Here is a 19,789-nt window from a genome sequence, read left to right on the forward strand (position 1 = left end):
TTTGTATGCGGGACCATTCCCTGTCGCTCAGTCGGCTTCTGTCAGTCATGGCAAAAGCCCAGTTTTAGCACTGGGCTTGCGTCAACAGAACCTAGCCAGTAGCCAGTAGCCAGTAGCCGGTACGGCCATGGTCGTACACGCAACGGAACCGGTACAGGCTCCAGGCGAATCCTTCAATAATCGGGTGAACTTCTGATCTTCGGGGCCAAGGCCTCCAGCAGAGAAAGTCTATGAATCCGCTTTCTGCATACCGCCCGAGGAAAGAGCGCCCCTCCGCTTATGGAGAGAACTTATTCCCACCCCCCCGCACAACTGCTGCAGTTTTTTTCGAATTGTTCTTTCGCAATCAGACCTGCCGGGCAGGCCGCTCGGATACGAGATTAAATCCTTCAGGCAATTGGCGAGTTGAGCCGCTGGGGAGCATGAACGCACTCATACAACGCCCCCAAGTTGCCTTCGGCAAAAGCTGCGAGCACCAGATCGGCATTCGCCGTACTCGATGCGCCTGGAAAAGCCCGACCTGCCGCGCATCCAGCGTATGGAAAAATCGGCGCAGTCTGTCGGCAAACGGTCTCGGGATCGAGGCCAGGAATCTGCGTGCTCTTTCCGGGTGGTCCAGACTTCAGGGATGGCCCGGCTTGAAAACTTCACCCGACGTCGATGTCTCCGTAGTGGCAACCCCTCATCCGGTCGATCGACAGCGACATCTCCAGCGTTTCACTCAAGTTCCGGCCCGTCCCGCGTGCCAGGGTGGTTTGATCCCGATGCGCGCTCCTGTTCTTGCGAGGCCCGCCATGCAAAAGCCACTGCAGATCCATTTCCACCAGATCGATCCTTCTCCGGCCATCGAGGCGCGTATCCGCGAGCAGTGCGATGAGCTGGAAGAGTTTTACGACCGGATCATCGGTTGTTCGGTTAGCTTCGGCGCCCCGCATCAGCGCCACCACCAGGGCAGGCTCTACCAGGTCAAGGTGCACCTGACGCTGCCGGACGGCGAAATCCACTCCACGCATGCTCACCACGACGAGCATGCCCACGAGGATCCGTACGTGGCGATTCGCGACAGTTTCAAGGCCGTGCGTCGCCAGCTGGAGGATTACGCGCGCAAGCGCCAGGTCCACGTCAAAAGCCACGAACCCGCGCAGCAGGGGACGGTGGTCGAACTGCATGGCGATATGGATTACGGCATGCTCGAAACCCCGGACGGACGGCAGATCTATTTCCATCGCCACAGCGTGCTGAACGCGGCCTTCGATCACCTGCACATGGGCGAGGAGGTGCGCTTTGCCGAGGAGGCCGGAGAGCAGGGGCCGCAGGCCAGTACCGTGCATCCGCTGGGGAAACAGCACGCGCCGGGCTAACGCCGGAGGCGACCCTCGGCAACGTCCGATCCACGCCAGCCGACCTGCCCCTGCTCAGCCAGCCTCCCGCGCATCGACCTCCGCCAGACGCTGCCGCACACCGCCGATCGAATCCTGAATCCTTCGGGTGAAGTCGGAATGCTCGCGGTAGGTCATCACCAGGCGATCGATGGCGCGGGTCATGGCCACGTAGAGCAGGCGCGCCTCGTCGGCTTCCGCTTCGCCCTTGTGGGGCATCTCGCCCAGGCCGGGGATCAGCACCAGGCCGAACTCCAGGCCCTTGCTGGAATGCATGCTGACGATCTTGACCGCGTCCTCGTCGCCGTACAGTGCGCCCCGGCCCTGGGACGAGATACCCGATGCGTAGCGCAACCCGGCTCTGGCCAGCGTCTGCTCGGCCTGCCGGGCCTGGGCGTTGCTGCGGTAGATCACCGCCATGTCGCTCAGCGCCCGGCCCTTGCCCTGTTCGTCGCGGATGCGCTCGACGATGCAGTTCCATTCGTGCCAGTCCGATTCGCAGCGGATCAGCTCGGGGAAGGCGCCACGCCGCCCGGCGCTCTCCGGAGCGACGACGGGCACGCCGTCCTCGGCGGCCTCGCGCCCGCTCAGCAGCTCGCTGGCGAAGGCGCGCGCCACCGACAGCACTTCCAGGGTGTTGCGATAGTTCAGGCGCAGGATGGTGGTGCGGCCCTGGGCCTGGATGCCCACGCTGGCGAAACTGAAGTCCATGCCGCGCCGGCCGCCCTTGCTGCGGTAGATGGACTGCGCATCGTCGTAGAGCACCAGCAGCGCGTTGGTGTCCAGGTCGACCATCTGCACCACCAGCCGGAACCACTCGGGGTGGAAGTCGTGGCCCTCGTCGATCAGCACCGCCGCGTACTGGCCGCGCGGAATCCGGCCGCGCTCCACGCCGTCGATGGTGTATTGCACCATCAGCGCCATTTTTTCGTCGACCGCCAGATTCTGGACCGGTAGGTCCAGGTTGTAGGCCACCAGCATGTCGCGGCACCAGGCGTGGAAGTTGCGCACCGCCACCTTCTCGCCCAGGCCGCGCTCGTCCATCACCTGCTGCAGGCGCCCGGCCAGCGACTTGTTGTAGCAGAGCACCAGGATCGGCTTGCTCGACACCTGGGCCAGATGCGCGCAGCGGTAGCCGAGGATCATCGTCTTGCCGCTGCCGGCCGCGCCATGGATCACCCGGTGGCCCTCGCCCAGCGAGCGCGCCAGCTGCTCCTGCTGCAGGTCCATCACCCTGATCAGCGACGGCAGCGGCGCGGCCTCCTCGGCGAACAGCCCGAACTGGCCGGGCTGCGCGTTGACCCGCACCTCCGGGTAGAGGTGGTAGCGCACGCGGTCGATCTGCGGCAGCGTCAGGTGACAGGGGAAGACATGATGGAACATGTCCCACAGGCGCTGCTGCAAGGCCTCGGCGTCCACCGACTCGGTCATCTCGTCCTGGAAGATCACCCGCTGCGGGTCCAGCACGTCGGCCAGATCGGTCGCCTCGAACTGCCGACGGGTGATCCCCGCCAGCACCACGCCCCAGCCGTAGGGCATGATCAGCTTGCCTGCATGGGGCGAACCCGCCGGCTGCTTCAGCGCCGGGTCCTTCTGCAGGGTCACCGCCACTTCCAGGGCGTAGACGCGCGCCTGCACCATCGGGTTGGCCACCGACTTGAGCTGGCCGCCATCGAGGATCTGCGCCTTGCCGCGATCCATGCTCCGGATCGTCTCCAGCTTCCAGTCCTTGACCTCCAGCACCAGCACCCCGCGCTGCGGGTGCAGGACGACGAAATCCGGCTGCAGCGCCTTGGGCCCGACCGGGATGTTGAACCAGCACAGGTAGTCGTCTTCGAGTTTTTTCTCCAGACGCTCCGCGAGCCGCCGCTCGCCCGGGGTGTCGAAGCGGCAGGCGGAGCGGGCGGGGAAGAATTGAGCCATTTGCGATGCCTTTTCCGTGGCGTGCCCGTGGGCACGAGTCAGATCGTGGAGGATGGCGGGCTTGCGAAGCCCGCACTTGAGCGGCGGCGCATGATATCAGCAGGCCATCACGGTCTCGACGGTCATCGCCCATGACAGGCCTTCGCCTGTACGCGACTCGGCCTTGGACGATGGCGATTTTTCGCTCGTGCGCTGCAACCGCCGCAGCCGTCGCATTGCCAAACCAGAACCGCCACGACGACTCGGAAAAGCATGCATTTGAAACCTCCCACTCGCAGCACCAGCCTACCTGCCATGACGGGATTGCTGCGCCCCGGCCGCGGCGCGCTGAGCCTCGCTCTGCTGTTGGCGCTGGCCGGCTGCACGGCGCAGCGCACGCAGGAGCCCCGCCCGGCCGAGGTGCGCGCGCAGATCGTGCGGCTGATACCGGCCAGGATTCCCGACCGCGAAGGCTGGGCGATCGACATCTATGCGGCGTTCGCGGCGCAGGACATCGCCCCGAGCGCCGAAAACCTGTGCGCGGTACTGGCCGTGACCGAGCAGGAATCGACCTTCCAGGTCAATCCGCCGGTGCCGGGGCTGGCCAGGATCGCGCGCAAGGAGATCGACCGCCGTGCCGACCAATTGCACATACCGGAGTTTCTGGTGCGGGCCGCCCTGAATCTCGACTCGCCCGGCGGCAAGACCTACAGCGAGCGCCTGGGCGCCGTGCGCACCGAGCAGGGGCTGAACGCCATCTTCGAGGACTTCATCGGCATGGTGCCGCTGGGCCGGCAGCTGTTCGGCCGCCTCAACCCCGTACAGACCGGCGGGCCGATGCAGGTCAGCATCGCCTTCGCCGAAAGCCGGGCGCGTGACTATCCCTATCCGGTCGAGGGCTCGATCCGCCACGAAGTGTTCAGCCGCCGCGGCGGCCTGTACTTCGGCATCGCCCACCTGCTGGGCTATCCGGCCAGCTACAGCCGGCCGCTGTATCGCTTCGCCGATTTCAATGCCGGCTGGTACGCCAGCCGCAATGCCGCCTTCCAGAACGCCGTCAGCCGCGCCTCGGGCATTCCGCTGGAACTCGACGGCGACCTCATCCGCCACGACTCCTTCACGCCGGGGGCGACGGAGCTGGCGGTGCGCTCGCTGGGCAGGAAGCTGGACATGGGCGACACGGCCATCCGCCGCGCCCTGGAACAGGGCGATCGCCTCGACTTCGAGGACAGCAGACTCTACAGGCGCGTGTTCGCGCTGGCCGAGCGGCTCGAGCGCAAGCCGCTGCCGCGCGCGGTGCTGCCGGGCATCAAGCTGCAGAGCCCGAAGATCACCCGCAACCTCACCACCGCCTGGTTCGCCAAGCGGGTCGACGAACGTCACCGGCGCTGCATGGCGCGCGCTGCGGGCAAAAGCCGGAAGTAGCGGCGCCGCGCCCGGCGAGCGCCTGCCGGAAGCGCGGCGGCTCCCTTCACTTCAACTGGATCAACGGCTCGTCCTCGACCGCCAGCCGGCGCAGCGCACGGGACTGGCCGTCGCCGAGCTGCAGCACGTTGCGCAGGCTCTGCACGATGCGGCTGACGTAGCCCAGGTCGTTCATCAGCGAGCCGGTCTGCAGACCGTCCAGCTCCCGGCGACGGGCGGCGGCGAACAGCCGGGCGCGGAACTGCGCGTCGAAGTCCGCCGCCCGCTCGTCGAGCAGTTGCAGGCGCTCGTGCCAGGCCTCGTCCGGTACCTCCAGGCGGCCCAGTTCGCGGACCTCGCGCAGCATCGCCAGCAGGTGCCGGCGCAGGTCGACGTAGGCCTCGCGAACCGGCGAATCCTCGCCGCGCAGGTAGTGGCCGAGGTTCTTCTGCAGGTGCTTGGCGTCCTTCACCGCGTCCACCAGCTGCAGCGCAGCCAGCTGGCAGGCGATCCAGAACTGCTGGCGGGCCTCGTCCCGCGGCGCGTCCACGCGGCCCATGAAGCTCAGCAGGTCGCCGTAGACGCCCTTGATGTGCCGCTGGTAGAGCGCCTCGGCATCCAGATGGTGGCCGTCCGGCCGCGCGCGCAGCAGCGCCTCGTCCGCCCGGTCGCTGGCCAGTTGCTCGACCGGCAGGTAGAGCGCGTGGCAGATCACCTCCAGGCTCAGCCGGCCGAGGTGCTGCAACTCGCGCAGCACCGCGCTGGCGGCGGCGTCGGCCGACTCCAGCAGGCTGTCGCCAAGATAGCGCGCGCGGGTCCGGGGCAGTTCGTCCGTCTCCGGCGCCAGCTCGGTGATCAGCACCTGCGGCTCGCGGCGCTCCGGCAGCCAGCGCTCCAGCAGGCGCACCAGCTGCGCCTGCCAGGGCCAGAACAGCAGCACGCCGAGGGCATTGAACAGGGTATGGAACAGCGCCAGCTGGATCAGCCGGTTGTCCGCCAGCCCCAGCGGCGTCGCCAGCCACTGCACCAGAGCGGCCAGGGGCGTCAGCAGGGCCAGCGTCACCAGCGCGGTGACGCCGTTGAACAGCACATGGGCCAGCGCCAGGCGCTGCCCGCCGCGCTCGCCACCGAGGATGCCGGCCAGCGCGGTGCTGACCGTGGTGCCGACGTTGGAGCCGATGGCGACGGCCAGTCCCTGCTCCAGCTCGAGCTGACCGCCGGCCAGCGCCGTGAGGGTCAGCATCAGGGTCGCGTGGCTGGATTGCAGGACCACGGTGACCGCCAGGCCGAGCAGCACGAACAGCAGCGCCCCGGACAGCCCGTCGACCTGCCAGCTGCCCAGCTCCAGCGCCTCGCCGAAGCCGGAGAAGCCCGTCTTGATCTGGTCGATGCCGAGGAACAGGAAGCCGATGCCCAGCAGGATGCGCCCGGCCGCCCGGCTCTTCGGCCCGTTGAAGCCGATCAGCACGCCGAACACCAGCAGTGGCAGGGCCAGCGGCGCGAGCGAGATGTCCTGCCCGGCCAGCGCCAGCAGCCAGATGCCGCTGGTGGTGCCCAGGTTGGTGCCGAAGACGATGGCCAGCCCGCCGGCCAGGGAAATCAGCCCGCTGCCGATGAAGGCGACGGTCAGCAGGGAGACCAGGCTGCTGGACTGCACCAGGACGGTGCCGGCCAGGCCGAACATGAAGCCCTTGAACGGCGTGGCCGTGCTGCGCTTGAGCAGCGCCTCCAGCCGGCCGCCGGCGAGCTCCTTGAGCCCCTCCTCCAGGCACTGCATGCCGAACAGAAAGAGCGCGAGCCCCGCACACAGTTGCAGCCAGCCGGAACTGAGCCAGAAGGAGTAGGCCAGCCCGAGGGCGACCAGAAAGGCGAGCAGGAATTTGGAATAGTGATTCAAGGACCAGGATTTCCCATTGCCGGACAGCGCCTCGCCCCGCGGACAAGGGGAACAAAGCCTACGCTGCCGGCGGGATGCCGGGAAGCCTCGGGGCGCTGGCGCGCCGCAGGGAATGCCGGGCGGCGGCTCAGTCCTGACGATAGCCGCTGGTGCTGCAGCCGAGGCAGCGCACGAACGCCTCCCGGCCCGGATCGACGACCAGCGCCTGACCGGCCTCCTTGACGTTGCCGCCCAGCGCGGTGAACGGCAGGCTGATCACGAAGGCCGCCGCACCGATGATGGTGCCGGCGATCAGCAGCGGCCGGGCGATCAGCAGGTCACCCATCATCGCGTAGGCCGGCGGCGCCTCGACGGAATAGAGGGGATCGCCACTGACATTGGATTGCTCGACCTCGGCGTGCGACCCGTGCGCCGGCAGGGTCGAAAGGCCAGTGGTCAGCGCCAGGACAAGGGCGAGCGAGCGAAGCGGAGACATGCGGCGGTCCTTCATCGGTGTTTTTGGCAGTGCCGTGACTATAGCAGTGCCCCCGATATTGCCGGCGTGACGGCCATCAATCGGCGAAGATCGCGGCCTGGCGCCGGTCAGCGCTGGCAGCGGCCACAGTAGACGCTGGTACGCTGGCCGAGACGCACCTCATGCAGGGTAGCGCCGCAGACCTTGCAGAATTCGCCGCCGCGCCCGTAGACCAGCAGGGTCTGCTGGAAGTAGCCGGGCTTGCCGTCGCCGCCGACGAAGTCGCGCAGGGTGGTGCCGCCGCACTCGATGGCCTCGGCGAGGATGCGCCGGATCTCCCCGGCCAGCCGCTCGTAGCGGGCCCGCGAGATCGAGCCGGCGCCGCGCCGCGGATCGATGCCGGCGGCGAACAGCGCCTCGCTGGCGTAGATGTTGCCCACCCCGACCACCACCGCGTTGTCCATGATGAACGGCTTGACCGCCAGGCTCTTGCCGCGCGACAGCCGGTACAGGCGCTCGCCGTCGAAGTCCTCGCCCAAAGGCTCCGGGCCGAGTTTGCGCAGCAGCTCGTGCGCCAGCGGATCAAGGCTCCAGAGCAGCGCGCCGAAGCGCCGCGGATCGGTGTAGCGCAGCGCCAGTCCCGACTCCAGCAGGATGTCGACGTGCTCGTGCTTGGCCACCGGCAACCCGGCCTCGACCAGGCGCAGGCTGCCGGACATGCCCAGATGGCCGATCAGGGTGCCCGCCCCGGCGCGGATCAGGAGGTACTTGGCGCGGCGCTCCACCGCCTCGATGCGCTGGCCGGACAGGCGCACGTCGAGGTCCTCGGGAATCGGCCAGCGCAGCCGGCGCTCGCGGACGACGACCCGTTCGACACGCTGGCCGACCAGATGCGGCGCGATCCCGCGGCGGGTGGTTTCGACTTCGGGCAATTCGGGCATGGCGGCACGACAGGGCGAAAAAAACGGGCACCGACCATAGCAGGAAGGCCGCGGCGCGCAAATCCCGCCCGCCGACCGGCGGCAGAACTTTGCCCGCGAGGATGGTCGGATTCCTTGTAGATCCCGCGCCCGCAGGCGCCCCATTCACCGCTCGGGAGGCACCCGATGAGACAATCCCTGAAAGGCAAGCGCGTGGCGTTCCTGGTGACCGACGGGTTCGAGCGCGTCGAACTCACCGCCCCCCGCGAGGCCCTCGAACAGGCCGGCGCCCGGACCCTGATCGCCGCGGCCAGACCGGGCAAGGTGATCGCCTGGAATCACACCACGCCCGCCGACCGCCTCCATGTGGACCGCACCTTCGACACCCTGCAGATCGAGGACTGCGACGCGCTGGTGCTGCCCGGCGGCGTGGTCAATGCGGACAACATCCGCCTGGACGAGATGGCCCAGGAGCTGGTGCGCGACGCGGCCCGCGCCAACAAGCCCATCGCCGCGATCTGCCATGGCAGCTGGCTGCTGATCTCCGCCGACCTGGTCAAGGGCAAGACCCTGACCAGCTGGCCGTCGCTGCGCGACGACCTGCAGAACGCCGGCGCCACCTGGGTCGACCGGCCGGTGGTGGTCGACGGCCAGCTGATCACCAGCCGCAAGCCCGCCGACCTCCCGGCCTTCAGCCAGGCGCTGATCGACATGCTGGGCGGCAAGGCCGAGCACGTCTCGGCCGCCTGACCCCCTCAGGGCTCCGGGCAGACGCCCGGGGGCCCTTTTCATGGGCGCCATCGGCAGCCCGCCGCCATCGGCCGGCAAAAGATCCGGCAATTCTGCCGAAAAAACTCTCAAGGACGCAGGATAGCGGCCGATCTAAGGGGGACTTTCAGCCCATGCCAGGAGGGCCCCTCCCGATGCTGTCCCGCCGTCCCATCGGTGCCCGCCTGGGCATCGCCTTCGGTACCCTCGTCCTGCTCCTCGTCTCGGCCACCGCGGTCGCCCTGTACGGCATGCGCGAGCTGCGGGAGTCGGCCGACGCCCTCGACCGCAACGCCAAACTGGCGCAGAACGCCGCCCAGGTGCGCCTGCTGGCCCTGGAGGAACGCCGCTTCGAGAAGGACATCTTCATCAACCTGCGCGATGCGGAAAAGGTGCAGTCCTACAAGGCGCGCTGGGACGCGACCCTCAAGAAACTGCAGGACACCCTGCAGGCCGGCAAGGCCCAGGCGCCCGATGCGGAACTGGCCGGGCTGTACGAGGCGTCCGTCGCGGCGCTGGCCGGCTATGCCGACGGCTTCGACGCGATCCACCGGCGCCTGCGGGCGGGCGAGCTCGCCGACACGGCCGCCGCCAACAGTGCCATGGGCCGCTACAAGGACGAGGTCTACCGTCTGGACGAAGGCGGCGCGGCCATCGACCGCAAGGCCGCCGAGCACATGGCCCGGGCCAGGGAGCAGGTCGCCGCGCAACTGCGCAACGCCCTGGTCGGCCTGCTCGGCTTCGCCGCCCTGGCCCTGCTGATCGCCGTGCTGATGGCCCTGTACATCACCCGCAGCATCACCGGCCCCCTGCAGCGGGCACTGGCGGCGACCCGCCGGGTGGCCGAGGGCGACCTGACCCAGGATCTCGCCGGCCACGCCCACGACGAGACCGGCCAGCTGCTCAATGCCATGGATGAAGCCAACCGCAAGCTGTCCGAGCTGGTCGGCTCCCTGCACGGCGGCAGCGAAAGCGTCTACCGCCGCGCCCGGGAAGTCTTCCACGGCAGCCAGGAGCTGGCTGCGCGCACCGAGGAGCAGGCCAGCGCCCTGCAGCAGACGGCCGCCAGCATGGAGCAGATCAGCGCCACCGCCCGGCAGACCAGCGAGGCCACCGAGCAGGCCAACCGGCTCGCCGCGACTGCCGCGCGCACCGCGCAGAGCGGCGGCCAGGACGTGGAGCGGAGCATCCTGCTGATGCGCGAGCTGGCCGACAGCTCGCAGAAGATCAACGACATCATCGGGGTCATCGACGCGATCGCCTTCCAGACCAACCTCCTCGCCCTCAACGCCTCGGTGGAGGCGGCCCGCGCCGGCGAGCAGGGCCGCGGCTTCGCCGTGGTCGCCGCCGAGGTGCGCAACCTGGCCAGCCGCAGCGCCACCTCGGCCCAGGAGATCCGCGGCCTGATCGAGGGTATCGGCGAGAAGATCGGCGAAGGCGCCCGCCAGGCCGAGTACAGCGGCCGGAGCATCCGCGACGCGGTGGACGCCATCCACCAGTTGGCCAGCCTGATGGAGGAGATCTCCGCCGCCACCCGCGAACAGCGCAGCGGCTTCGGCCAGATCAACGGCGCCATCGGCCAGCTGGACGGCACCACCCAGCAGAACGCCGCCCTGGTGGAACAGTCCCGCGCGGCCGCCGCCGCCCTGGAGGAGCAGGCGGCCCTGATGCAGCAGCGTGTGGCCGTCTTCAGGACGCGCGAAACCGCGGCCCGCGACCTGCCGGCGATGGCCTGAGCGCATCCTGCCCGCGCAGACGTGCGAGGGCCGGGCCGGGTAGAATCGCGGCACGAGAGAAACGGGGAGACTCGCGTGCAGCCAGCCATTGCCATCCACGGCCTGTCCAAAACCTATGCCTCGGGTCTCACCGCGCTGCGCAACGTGAACCTGGAAATCCGCCGGGGCGAGATCTTCGCCCTGCTGGGCCCCAACGGCGCGGGCAAGACCACGCTGATCAGCATCGTCTGCGGCATCGTCAACCCCAGCGCGGGCCGGGTCCTGGCCGACGGCCACGACATCGTCGCCGACTACCGCGCGGCGCGCGCCCGGATCGGTCTGGTGCCGCAGGAGCTGTCCACCGACGCCTTCGAGAGCGTGTGGAGCACCGTCACCTTCAGCCGCGGCCTGTTCGGCAAGCCGGCCAACCCCGCCTACATCGAGAAGGTGCTGCGCGATCTGTCCCTGTGGGACAAGAAGGACAGCCGCATCATGGCCCTGTCGGGCGGCATGAAGCGCCGCGTGATGATCGCCAAGGCGCTGTCGCACGAGCCGCAGATCCTGTTCCTCGACGAACCCACCGCCGGGGTCGACGTGGAACTGCGCCGCGGCATGTGGGACATGGTGCGGCGCCTGCGCGAGAGCGGCGTCACCATCATCCTGACCACCCACTACATAGAAGAGGCCCAGGAGATGGCCGACCGCATCGGCGTGATCCGCCAGGGCGAGATCATCCTGGTGGAAGAGAAGGATACGCTGATGGCCAAGCTCGGCAAGCGCCAGCTGACCCTGACCCTGGGCGAGCCGCTGGCGCGGATTCCGCAAGCGCTGCAGGATTACCGCCTGGAACTGTCGGCCGACGGCAGCCAGCTGGTCTACACCTACGACAACCAGGAACATGGCGGAGACATCGCCCGCCTGCTGCAGCGGCTGGGCGAGGCCGGCATCGAATTCAAGGACCTCAGCTCCTCGGAAAGCTCCCTGGAGGAAATCTTCGTCAGCCTGGTGCACCCCTCATGAACCTGTACGGCATACGCGCGATCTACCTGTTCGAAATGGCCCGCATGCGGCGCACGCTGATGCAGAGCGTGGCCTCGCCGGTCCTGTCCACCGCCCTGTACTTCGTGGTGTTCGGCTCGGCCATCGGCTCGCACATGGTGGACATCGACGGCGTCAGCTACGGGGCCTTCATCGTGCCCGGCATGATCATGCTGGCCCTGCTCACCCAGAGCATCTCCAACGCCTCGTTCGGCATCTACATGCCGCGCTTCACCGGCACCATCTACGAGATCCACTCCGCGCCCGTCTCCTATATCGAGATCCTGCTGGGCTACGTCGGCGCGGCCGCCACCAAGTCCATCCTGCTCGGCGCCATCATGCTGGCCACAGCGCGGCTCTGCGTGCCCTTCCAGATCGAGCACCCGCTGTGGATGGTCGCCTTTCTGGTGCTGACCGCAGTCACCTTCAGCCTGCTCGGCTTCATCATCGGTATCTGGGCCGACGGCTTCGAGAAGCTGCAGATCGTCCCGCTGATGATCGTCACACCCCTGACCTTCCTCGGCGGCAGCTTCTACTCCATCGACATGCTGCCGCCGTTCTGGCAGACGGTGTCGCTGTTCAACCCGGTGGTCTACCTGATCAGCGGCTTCCGCTGGAGCTTCTATGGCGTGGCCGACGTCAGCCTGCCGGTCAGCCTGGGCATGACCGCGCTCTTCCTGGTCCTCTGCCTGGCCGGCGTGCGCTGGATATTCCGCACGGGCTATCGGCTGAAGACCTGAACCGCCCCCGGCTTTCGCTATACTCCGCGCTTTTTGCGAGAGTGCCCCATGTCCCTGCCCAGTCTGCGACTGAAAGCCAACGCCGAGCGCCGTCTGCGCGCCGGCCACCTGTGGGTCTACAGCAACGAGGTGGACGTGCTCGCCACCCCGCTGACCGCCTTCCAGGCCGGCGACCAGGCGATCCTCGAGGCGGCCGGCGGCAAGCCCCTCGGCATCGTCGCGCTCTCGCCGAACAACCTGATCTGCGCGCGACTGATCTCCCGCGACCTCAAGCACCCGCTGGACAAGTCGCTGCTGGTGCACCGCATCAACGTCGCCCTGTCGCTGCGCGAGCGGCTGTTCGACGCGCCCTGCTACCGGCTGGTCTACGGCGACTCCGACCTGCTGCCCGGCCTGGTGGTGGACCGCTTCGGCGACCATCTGGTGGTGCAGCTCGCCTCCGCCGCCATGGAGCGCCACAAGGACGCGGTGGTCGAGGCGCTGGTGCAGGTGCTCAAGCCCGCCGGCATCCTGTTCAAGAACGACTCCAGCGCCCGCGATGCCGAAGGCCTCGAACGCTACGTCGAGACCGCCTTCGGCGTGATGCCGGAGTGGGTGACGCTGGAAGAGAACGGCGTGAAGTTCGAGGCCCCGGTGCAGGGCGGGCAGAAGACCGGCTGGTTCTACGACCACCGCCTGAACCGCGCGCGCCTGGCACCCTACGTCAAGGGCAAGCGGGTGCTCGACCTGTTCAGCTACGTCGGCGGCTGGGGCGTGCAGGCCGCGGCGTTCGGCGCGACCGAAGTGATGTGCGTGGACGGCTCGGCGCTGGCGCTGGACGGCGTCGAGCGCAACGCGGCGCTGAACGGCGTGGCCGAGAAGATGACCTGCGTCGAGGGTGACGTGTTCGAGGCGCTCAAGGAGCTGAAGGCCGCCGAGGAACGCTTCGACGTGGTGATCGCCGACCCGCCCGCGTTCATCAAGCGCAAGAAGGACCTGAAGAACGGCGAGGCCGCCTACCGCCGCCTCAACGAGGCGGCCATGCGCCTGCTGACCAAGGACGGCATCCTGGTCAGCGCCAGCTGCTCCATGCACCTGCCGGAGGACGACCTGCAGAACATCCTGCTCTCCAGCGCCCGCCATCTGGACCGCCACATCCAATTGCTCGAACGCGGCGGCCAGGGCCCCGACCACCCGGTCCATCCGGCCATCGCCGAGACCCGCTACATCAAGAGCCTGACCTGCCGGATTCTGCCGAGCTGAGGCATTCCCGACCGTAGGGTGGAAAACTCGCGCAGCGATTTTCCACCGCCGGCGCGGTGGTTGGGGGATAGAAATGGGGTTTTCTCCTAGGCCGAGCGGGGATGCGGGGGCATTGGCGAACGGCTGGGTGCAGTGGCGTCATGGCAGGCAGAGAGCGGCCAGATACAACCGTTGTGGAACCAAAGCCATGTGGATGCCTCGTGTTTAATGCTGCCGTTATCACCCATGATTGCGCGTTGGCGTTCAAGATCCCTGGGGTTGCCTGGAGCTAAATTGCGTCTGTAGATTCAGATATGCTAGATTTGTGTCCAAGGAGCATATTGAGGTGCTGGCGATGACAGTAACTATCCAGGCTCAGGACTTTTCGAAAAGCCAATGCGTGGCCGGCCTGCGTGCGGCGCTGAACATCCTGGACAAATGGAAGGCCTCCTGCGAACAGGCCTGCCGGATCTTGCGCATTTCGCGCAGCACCTACACCCGGGCCAGGCAACGCGATTCGGCGTGGGCGGTAGGCCTGGACTCCGATCAGATGCAGCGCATCAGCATCGTGCTGAATATCCACGCGGCGCTGCGCCTCGTGTTCGACAACCCCGAAAATGTCTATGGCTTCCCCTCGATGGAGAACCGCAACGAGTTCTTCAACGGGCGCGCGCCGCTCGACGTCATGGCACAGGGCGACATGATCTCGCTGTACGAGACGTTCCGACGAATCGATACGCTGCGGGGTGCCCAGTGGTAATGCTGAGCAGCCTTGCCGTCCTGGGCGGCGAGAGTCTGCAGGCCTACCGCCTGGTCAACTCCAAGTTTCCGCCCATTGCCTTGTTCGATGACGTTGCCGACGAAGCAGACTTCGAAGCGCTATATCGGCTTCAGGCAATGACGAATCCACGGTTGCAGAACGAAATTGGCCGGCTGGAGCTGATCCCTCGTGGCGAGATCCCGTTCGGTATTCCCGGATGCTCGTACGCAACGGCGCCCTTTACCCATGTGAACCCGGCCGGCTCGCGCTTTAGCAATGGCAGCTTCGGCGTGCTGTATCTGGCCGATAGGATGGACACGGCGATTGCCGAGGTGCGCCATCACCAGGAGCGCTACTGGTCGAACGTGCAAGGCCTCAATTACGACCGCTTTGTCTTCAGAGGACTGACCTGCAGCTTCACGGATACCGGGATGAGGGACGCTACAGGGGTGCCGCTGTCGGACCCTATATATGCCCCCGACGATTACACCCACGCTCATCAATTGGGAAGCGAAGCGAAGCGAGAGGCATGCCTGGGCCTGCGTTACCACTCGGTCCGTTGTTCAGGCAGCGTCTGTTGGGCGCTGATGACACCGCGACCCGTTACATCGATCATCCAGACCGCTCATTACGAGATGATCTGGAGCAGCCAAATTATCAGCGTCAATCGGATTACAACGCCGGATGGCCGATAGGACGCAAAAACAGTCTGTAATGGCCGGCAGAAACCGGCCAGAAGTGGACAGTGGGCGACCGTCTTGACATCAGTGTCTGTATGAGGTCTACAACAAATATCCCATGGAGAACCGCTGTGCCCCCCTGTGCGATCACGCGTGGTTCTCGCCAGTCTTCAGTGTCATTCATGCCGAGTTTAGGAATAGGGTTCTCGGCAAACACAGTACAAGATCAGCAAAACTCATCGACCGCCGTGCCCATCCTGCGATATCAATCAGTTGACCCCAAGCTTCAATACTTTTTATTGGATGGCCAAATGCTACTCCACTCCGACAGAGCGTGGCATGCTATAGGCTTGGCCTAGTCGCATGAAGCACTGGGACGGAGTTCTAGGATAGGAGACAATGTTGGAAAACTTTCGCCATGATGCGCCAGAAACCATAGAGATGCTTTCAGAGTATTTCAGGCGTGGAACGCTTGTTCCGGTTTTTGGGGCGGGGTTTACTGTTGGAGAGACAGCTCAGAGCGGTGCTAGGGTACCCTCAGGAACTCAGCTTTCGACAATTATGCTGGAGCAACTTACGCAGAACGGCGCAGGCTTGTCGGAAAACGATCATGCAACACTTAACGGGTATAAGTTTTCGGATATCTGCGAAATTTATTTCGATCAGAATATCCTCCCTCAAGAACTCACCAAAAAAACCATACACCAATATTTTTACAACGTCTCGCTGGCCCCAGAGAAAGTTTCACTAATAAAAGATATTGACTGGAAGTATATTTACACCCTCAATATAGACAACGCTATTGAGCGACACTCCGGCTATACCCCGATCTACCCTTACGATGCTAATCTGAGCAATAAGTCTCGAGACTTTAGGCCTATCTATAAACTGCACGGCGACGTATTTTACGAGGTAACACACTCTTCCGAGCGCTTAGTATTCCGTAAAGCCTCTTACCTTGAAAGCATCGAAACCAATAGACGAATGCTTGAGATATTAGAGGAAGACCTGCTTCATAAAAATATTCTTTTCATAGGTTGCTCTCTTACTGATGAAGATGATATAGCTTTTCTAGTCTCAGGCCAAAGACTTCCAAAAGACTCTATGACGAGGCGTATAATATTTCGAAGCGAAGCCCCTGGCCCCCTAGAAAGCAGCGTATTACGACGACATGGAGTTAACACAGTCATCCTTATCGAGAACGGCCGATACGACCAGATATACTCGCTGATACAGAGAGCGTATTCTCAGTCGGCTGAAGGTGATGCCGAGCTGGAAAAATATGCATTTCAGGTAAAAACACTGGACACCAACTCTCAAACCAACCAGGATTTTTTAATCAAGGGAGTTAGCGAAGTCAGCGAGCAAAGCTCAAAAACTGCGGCAGTACTCCCCCACTACTACGGTAATCGCTCTAAAGAAAAACAAGTAATTTCCAACATACAATCCAGCGGAGCATTTGTTGTGTTGGGGCCCCGGGTCTCAGGCAGAACATTAACTTTGAGATTTATTGCGAAATTTTTTAAAGACCGGAAAGTTTTTTTCATTGAGTCTGGAACTGAATTAGAAACACACTTCATTAACCGTTTGCTCGGCCTAAATAACTCCCTGATAATCTTTGACTCGAAAACAGTAGATCTCGAGCTCGCAAAAATCATTCGCAATCATGATGCAAAACTTAAAGAAAGAAAAACGTCTGTATTGGTTACTCTTGATGCTAGCGAAGAGTACATAATTGATGCGCTAAGTCCTTCGAAACTAGTCCATGTGCCGGTTGTCGAAATTAGTCGTGTCTTTAACAAAGTTGAAACTCAATTGGCAAACCAAGGTTTGAAAGCAGTTCGGTGCCCCACATTCAAGGGTGGTAAAAAGCTTCTAGACAATTTATTTTTCGTCTACGAGGCCCTTGGACAAAGCTCCGTAATCAAGCGCGCACCTAAAGAAAAAGAACTGCTACAGCTTCTTTATATAATGAGCGTAAAAAGGAAAGTAGATGGAGACTGGAGTAGATTTATAAGCTCACATCTACAAAAACTAGATCAGCTTATTTTGACTTGCTCTCCTTATCTCGAATTTGAGAAAGTCGATAGAACCGAAATTGCGAATCACTCCGGATATAAGGTGGTCTGCAATTCAGAGGCCTGGCTCCTAGCAGTGATTTCTGAACTTTATCGTTCGCGGGGGGAAGCTTGGTGCATCGATGCGATTTACAATCTTGTTCGCGACCTACCGGAAGACGAAAAACGACTTTCCATTGATCTCTCACTTTTTGATAATCTCAACTTCGCCTTTGGCGGGGATTCAGGCGGCGCCGGTGATCTAATCTTGAACTTTTATGAACGTTTAGAGGTTTTGCGAGGGTCCGAGCCTGAATTTTTTGTCCAAAAAGCTAAAGCATACTACAGCATGTACCGTCATTCAGATGCAGTGGAACAGCTGAGTAAACGCCTAAAAGAGCTTGCTATAGCCGAAGTATGGGCCAACTCCGAAAATAATTCTGCGGCAGAGCGAAACATCCGACATACAGGTGTGTTGATTTCACTGCGTCGGGCTGCCGAATGCAAGTTTGAAAACTTAGACTTCACCATTGATGCCATCCGACGAACATGGGCAGCAATTCGCAGTGAGCACTCAAATTCTGACTATGTCGCCAAGCTAGCCGATGGAGGCCTAAAGGGAAGTGAGTATCTCAAGGGGCTTCTTCATGCGATCTCAAGCAGTAAAGTTAGTAGTCCTATGCTGCTTGAGGTAAAGGATCAACTCGATTTTATTAAAATGCGGGCTGACTCAGCTAATCACAACGAATAGGATAAGTAGACTCAACCTTAGCTCAACCTAAAATGGCAGATCACTCAGGCCTGCCATTTTTAGTCTTTTATCGTTGTACCTCGTCGAGGCTTTTCTAGACGCTCAACCGTCCGCTTTGGGTCGACTCCAGCCACAAGCAGCGGAAGGGTCAATCCTTCACCCTATGCCCTCCCCGCCACGTCGCCCGCCCGATGCACCCTCCCGCCAATCGCGCTATCCTGCGCAGTCCCGTATCCGCCTGATTTCCGAGAACCGTCATGCCTGACTATCGCTCGAAAACCTCCACCTTCGGCCGCAACATGGCCGGCGCCCGCGCGCTGTGGCGCGCCACCGGGATGAAGGACGAGGACTTCAAGAAGCCGATCATCGCCGTCGCCAACTCCTTCACCCAGTTCGTGCCCGGCCATGTGCACCTGAAGGACCTGGGCCAGCTGGTCTGCCGCGAGATCGAGAAGGCCGGCGGCGTGGCCAAGGAATTCGACACCATCGCCGTCGACGACGGCATCGCCATGGGCCACGACGGCATGCTCTATTCGCTGCCGAGCCGCGAGATCATCGCCGACTCCGTGGAGTACATGGTCAACGCCCACTGCGCCGACGCCCTGGTGTGCATCTCCAACTGCGACAAGATCACCCCCGGCATGCTGATGGCCGCCCTGCGCCTGAACATCCCGGTGGTGTTCGTCTCCGGCGGGCCGATGGAAGCCGGCAAGACCAAGCTGGCCAGCCACGGCCTCGACCTGGTCGACGCCATGGTCGCCGCCGCCGACGCCAGCTGCTCCGACGAGAAGGTCGAGGAATACGAGCGCAGCGCCTGCCCGACCTGCGGCAGCTGCTCCGGCATGTTCACCGCCAACTCGATGAACTGCCTGGCCGAGGCTCTCGGTCTGGCGCTGCCGGGCAACGGCACCACCCTGGCCACCCACAGCGACCGCGAGCAGCTGTTCCTGCGCGCCGGCCGGCTGATCGTCGAGCTCTGCCAGCGCTACTACGGCGAGGGCGACGAGTCGGTGCTGCCGCGCTCGATCGCCAGCTACAAGGCGTTCGAGAACGCCATGACCCTGGACATCGCCATGGGCGGCTCGACCAACACCATCCTGCACCTCCTGGCCGCCGCCCAGGAGGCCGAGGTCGACTTCAACCTGCGCGACATCGACCACCTGTCCCGCCGCGTGCCGCAGCTGTGCAAGGTCGCGCCGAACATCCAGAAGTACCACATGGAAGACGTGCACCGCGCCGGCGGCATCTTCGCCATCCTCGGCGAGCTGGCCCGCGGCGGCCTGCTGCACACCGACGTGCCGACCGTGCACAGCCCGAGCATGAGTGATGCCATCGCCCAGTGGGACATCACCCAGACCCGGGACGAGGCCGTGCACACCTTCTTCAAGGCCGGTCCGGCCGGCATCCCCAGCCAGACCGCGTTCAGCCAGTCGACCCGCTGGCCGAGCCTCGACACCGACCGCTTCGAAGGCTGCATCCGCAGCGTCGAGAACGCCTACTCCCAGGAAGGCGGCCTGGCCGTGCTCTACGGCAACATCGCCCTGGACGGCTGCGTGGTGAAGACCGCCGGCGTGGACGAATCCATCCTGGTGTTCGAGGGCACGGCGAAGATCTTCGAGAGCCAGGACGCCGCGGTGAAGGGCATCCTCGCCGACGAGGTGAAGCCGGGCGACGTGGTGGTGATCCGCTACGAAGGCCCGAAAGGCGGCCCGGGCATGCAGGAAATGCTCTACCCGACCTCGTATCTGAAGTCCAAGGGACTCGGCAAGCAGTGCGCCCTGCTCACCGACGGGCGCTTCTCCGGCGGCACCTCGGGCCTGTCGATCGGCCACGCCTCGCCGGAAGCGGCCGCGGGCGGCGCCATCGGCCTGGTCGAGGACGGCGACAAGATCCTCATCGACATCCCCAACCGCAGCATCAACCTGCTGGTGTCCGACGAGGAGCTGAAGGCCCGCCGTCTGCACCAGGACCACAAGGGCTGGAAGCCGGCCGCCCCGCGCGCGCGCAAGGTCAGCACCGCGCTCAAGGCCTACGCCCTGCTCGCCACCAGCGCCGACAAGGGCGCGGTGCGCAACAAGGCGCTGCTCGAGGAGTGAACGGGAC

The 19,789-nt window shown here is 64.1% G+C and carries 15 protein-coding genes; 11 read left to right on the top strand and 4 right to left on the bottom strand.

All coding sequences use genetic code 11. From position 1 onward, the window contains the following. Nucleotides 1-794: 794 nt before the first annotated feature. Entirely contained in the window at nt 795-1,361 is a 567-nt protein-coding gene (locus EV691_RS15880) for an HPF/RaiA family ribosome-associated protein (protein WP_131298314.1), read from the top strand. 54 nt (nt 1,362-1,415) lie between these two features. Here the strand turns inward: EV691_RS15880 and EV691_RS15885 are convergent, their stop codons facing one another. Then, nucleotides 1,416-3,302 carry a 3'-5' exonuclease gene (locus tag EV691_RS15885; protein ID WP_131298316.1) on the bottom strand — a complete coding sequence of 629 codons (1,887 nt, stop codon included), beginning with the start codon at nt 3,300-3,302 and terminating at the stop codon, nt 1,416-1,418. Between the two features lie 294 nt (nt 3,303-3,596). Here EV691_RS15885 and EV691_RS15890 point away from each other — a divergent pair, with 294 nt between their 5' ends. Beyond that, complete coding sequence (locus tag EV691_RS15890) at nt 3,597-4,706, top strand: DUF1615 domain-containing protein (protein WP_207390186.1); 1,110 nt, start codon at nt 3,597-3,599, stop codon at nt 4,704-4,706. A 46-nt stretch (nt 4,707-4,752) separates the two neighbouring features. On the opposite strand, the gene EV691_RS15895 is transcribed toward EV691_RS15890, so the two are convergent. From EV691_RS15895 to mutM, 3 genes are all read right to left on the bottom strand, one after another. Then, the gene (locus tag EV691_RS15895; RefSeq protein WP_165901258.1) at nt 4,753-6,582 is read right to left on the bottom strand and encodes a Na/Pi cotransporter family protein; all 1,830 of its coding nucleotides are present in this window, start codon (nt 6,580-6,582) and stop codon (nt 4,753-4,755) included. A 127-nt stretch (nt 6,583-6,709) separates the two neighbouring features. Beyond that, entirely contained in the window at nt 6,710-7,057 is a 348-nt protein-coding gene (locus tag EV691_RS15900; RefSeq protein WP_131298320.1) for a multidrug transporter, read from the bottom strand. Between the two features lie 107 nt (nt 7,058-7,164). After that, the gene (gene mutM / locus EV691_RS15905; protein ID WP_131298322.1) at nt 7,165-7,977 is read right to left on the bottom strand and encodes a bifunctional DNA-formamidopyrimidine glycosylase/DNA-(apurinic or apyrimidinic site) lyase; all 813 of its coding nucleotides are present in this window, start codon (nt 7,975-7,977) and stop codon (nt 7,165-7,167) included. Nucleotides 7,978-8,142: 165 nt separating this feature from the next. Here mutM and EV691_RS15910 point away from each other — a divergent pair, with 165 nt between their 5' ends. The 9 genes from EV691_RS15910 (at nt 8,143) to ilvD (ending at nt 19,782) form a co-directional block, all read left to right on the top strand. Then, entirely contained in the window at nt 8,143-8,706 is a 564-nt protein-coding gene (locus tag EV691_RS15910; protein WP_131298324.1) for a type 1 glutamine amidotransferase domain-containing protein, read from the top strand. 173 nt (nt 8,707-8,879) lie between these two features. After that, complete coding sequence (locus EV691_RS15915) at nt 8,880-10,460, top strand: methyl-accepting chemotaxis protein (RefSeq protein WP_131298326.1); 1,581 nt, start codon at nt 8,880-8,882, stop codon at nt 10,458-10,460. Nucleotides 10,461-10,535: 75 nt separating this feature from the next. After that, complete coding sequence (locus tag EV691_RS15920) at nt 10,536-11,459, top strand: ABC transporter ATP-binding protein (protein ID WP_131298328.1); 924 nt, start codon at nt 10,536-10,538, stop codon at nt 11,457-11,459. Continuing rightward, nucleotides 11,456-12,217: an ABC transporter permease gene (locus EV691_RS15925; RefSeq protein ID WP_039801394.1), complete on the top strand. Its 762-nt coding sequence runs from the start codon at nt 11,456-11,458 to the stop codon at nt 12,215-12,217. The genes EV691_RS15920 and EV691_RS15925 overlap by 4 nt, the downstream gene beginning before the upstream one ends. 48 nt (nt 12,218-12,265) lie before the next feature. Then, nucleotides 12,266-13,459 (top strand): class I SAM-dependent rRNA methyltransferase, encoded by a 1,194-nt coding sequence (locus EV691_RS15930; protein ID WP_131298330.1) that lies wholly within the window; start codon nt 12,266-12,268, stop codon nt 13,457-13,459. A 334-nt stretch (nt 13,460-13,793) separates the two neighbouring features. Continuing rightward, complete coding sequence (locus tag EV691_RS15935) at nt 13,794-14,198, top strand: antitoxin Xre-like helix-turn-helix domain-containing protein (protein WP_039807403.1); 405 nt, start codon at nt 13,794-13,796, stop codon at nt 14,196-14,198. After that, a complete protein-coding gene (locus EV691_RS15940) occupies nt 14,198-14,893 on the top strand; it encodes an RES family NAD+ phosphorylase (RefSeq protein ID WP_131298332.1) in 696 nt (231 codons plus the stop codon). The genes EV691_RS15935 and EV691_RS15940 overlap by 1 nt, the downstream gene beginning before the upstream one ends. A gap of 384 nt (nt 14,894-15,277) precedes the next feature. After that, nucleotides 15,278-17,686 carry an SIR2 family protein gene (locus EV691_RS15945; protein WP_131298334.1) on the top strand — a complete coding sequence of 803 codons (2,409 nt, stop codon included), beginning with the start codon at nt 15,278-15,280 and terminating at the stop codon, nt 17,684-17,686. Nucleotides 17,687-17,943: 257 nt separating this feature from the next. Further along, on the top strand, nt 17,944-19,782 hold the full coding sequence (gene ilvD / locus EV691_RS15950; RefSeq protein ID WP_131298336.1) for a dihydroxy-acid dehydratase: 1,839 nt from the start codon (nt 17,944-17,946) through the stop codon (nt 19,780-19,782). The last annotated feature ends 7 nt before the right edge of the window (nt 19,783-19,789 follow it).

It is taken from the genome of Azotobacter chroococcum (genome assembly GCF_004339665.1).
Lineage (GTDB): Bacteria > Pseudomonadota > Gammaproteobacteria > Pseudomonadales > Pseudomonadaceae > Azotobacter > Azotobacter chroococcum.

Coding starts and splice junctions, on each gene's coding strand:
- EV691_RS15935 (WP_039807403.1), top strand. CDS start 13,794: ATGACAGTAACTATCCAGGCTCAGGACTTTTCGAAAAGCCAATGCGTG.
- EV691_RS15880 (WP_131298314.1), top strand. CDS start 795: ATGCAAAAGCCACTGCAGATCCATTTCCACCAGATCGATCCTTCTCCG.
- EV691_RS15910 (WP_131298324.1), top strand. CDS start 8,143: ATGAGACAATCCCTGAAAGGCAAGCGCGTGGCGTTCCTGGTGACCGAC.
- EV691_RS15945 (WP_131298334.1), top strand. CDS start 15,278: ATGTTGGAAAACTTTCGCCATGATGCGCCAGAAACCATAGAGATGCTT.
- ilvD (WP_131298336.1), top strand. CDS start 17,944: ATGCCTGACTATCGCTCGAAAACCTCCACCTTCGGCCGCAACATGGCC.
- mutM (WP_131298322.1), bottom strand. CDS start 7,977: ATGCCCGAATTGCCCGAAGTCGAAACCACCCGCCGCGGGATCGCGCCG.
- EV691_RS15930 (WP_131298330.1), top strand. CDS start 12,266: ATGTCCCTGCCCAGTCTGCGACTGAAAGCCAACGCCGAGCGCCGTCTG.
- EV691_RS15915 (WP_131298326.1), top strand. CDS start 8,880: ATGCTGTCCCGCCGTCCCATCGGTGCCCGCCTGGGCATCGCCTTCGGT.
- EV691_RS15940 (WP_131298332.1), top strand. CDS start 14,198: ATGCTGAGCAGCCTTGCCGTCCTGGGCGGCGAGAGTCTGCAGGCCTAC.
- EV691_RS15925 (WP_039801394.1), top strand. CDS start 11,456: ATGAACCTGTACGGCATACGCGCGATCTACCTGTTCGAAATGGCCCGC.
- EV691_RS15890 (WP_207390186.1), top strand. CDS start 3,597: ATGACGGGATTGCTGCGCCCCGGCCGCGGCGCGCTGAGCCTCGCTCTG.
- EV691_RS15885 (WP_131298316.1), bottom strand. CDS start 3,302: ATGGCTCAATTCTTCCCCGCCCGCTCCGCCTGCCGCTTCGACACCCCG.
- EV691_RS15900 (WP_131298320.1), bottom strand. CDS start 7,057: ATGTCTCCGCTTCGCTCGCTCGCCCTTGTCCTGGCGCTGACCACTGGC.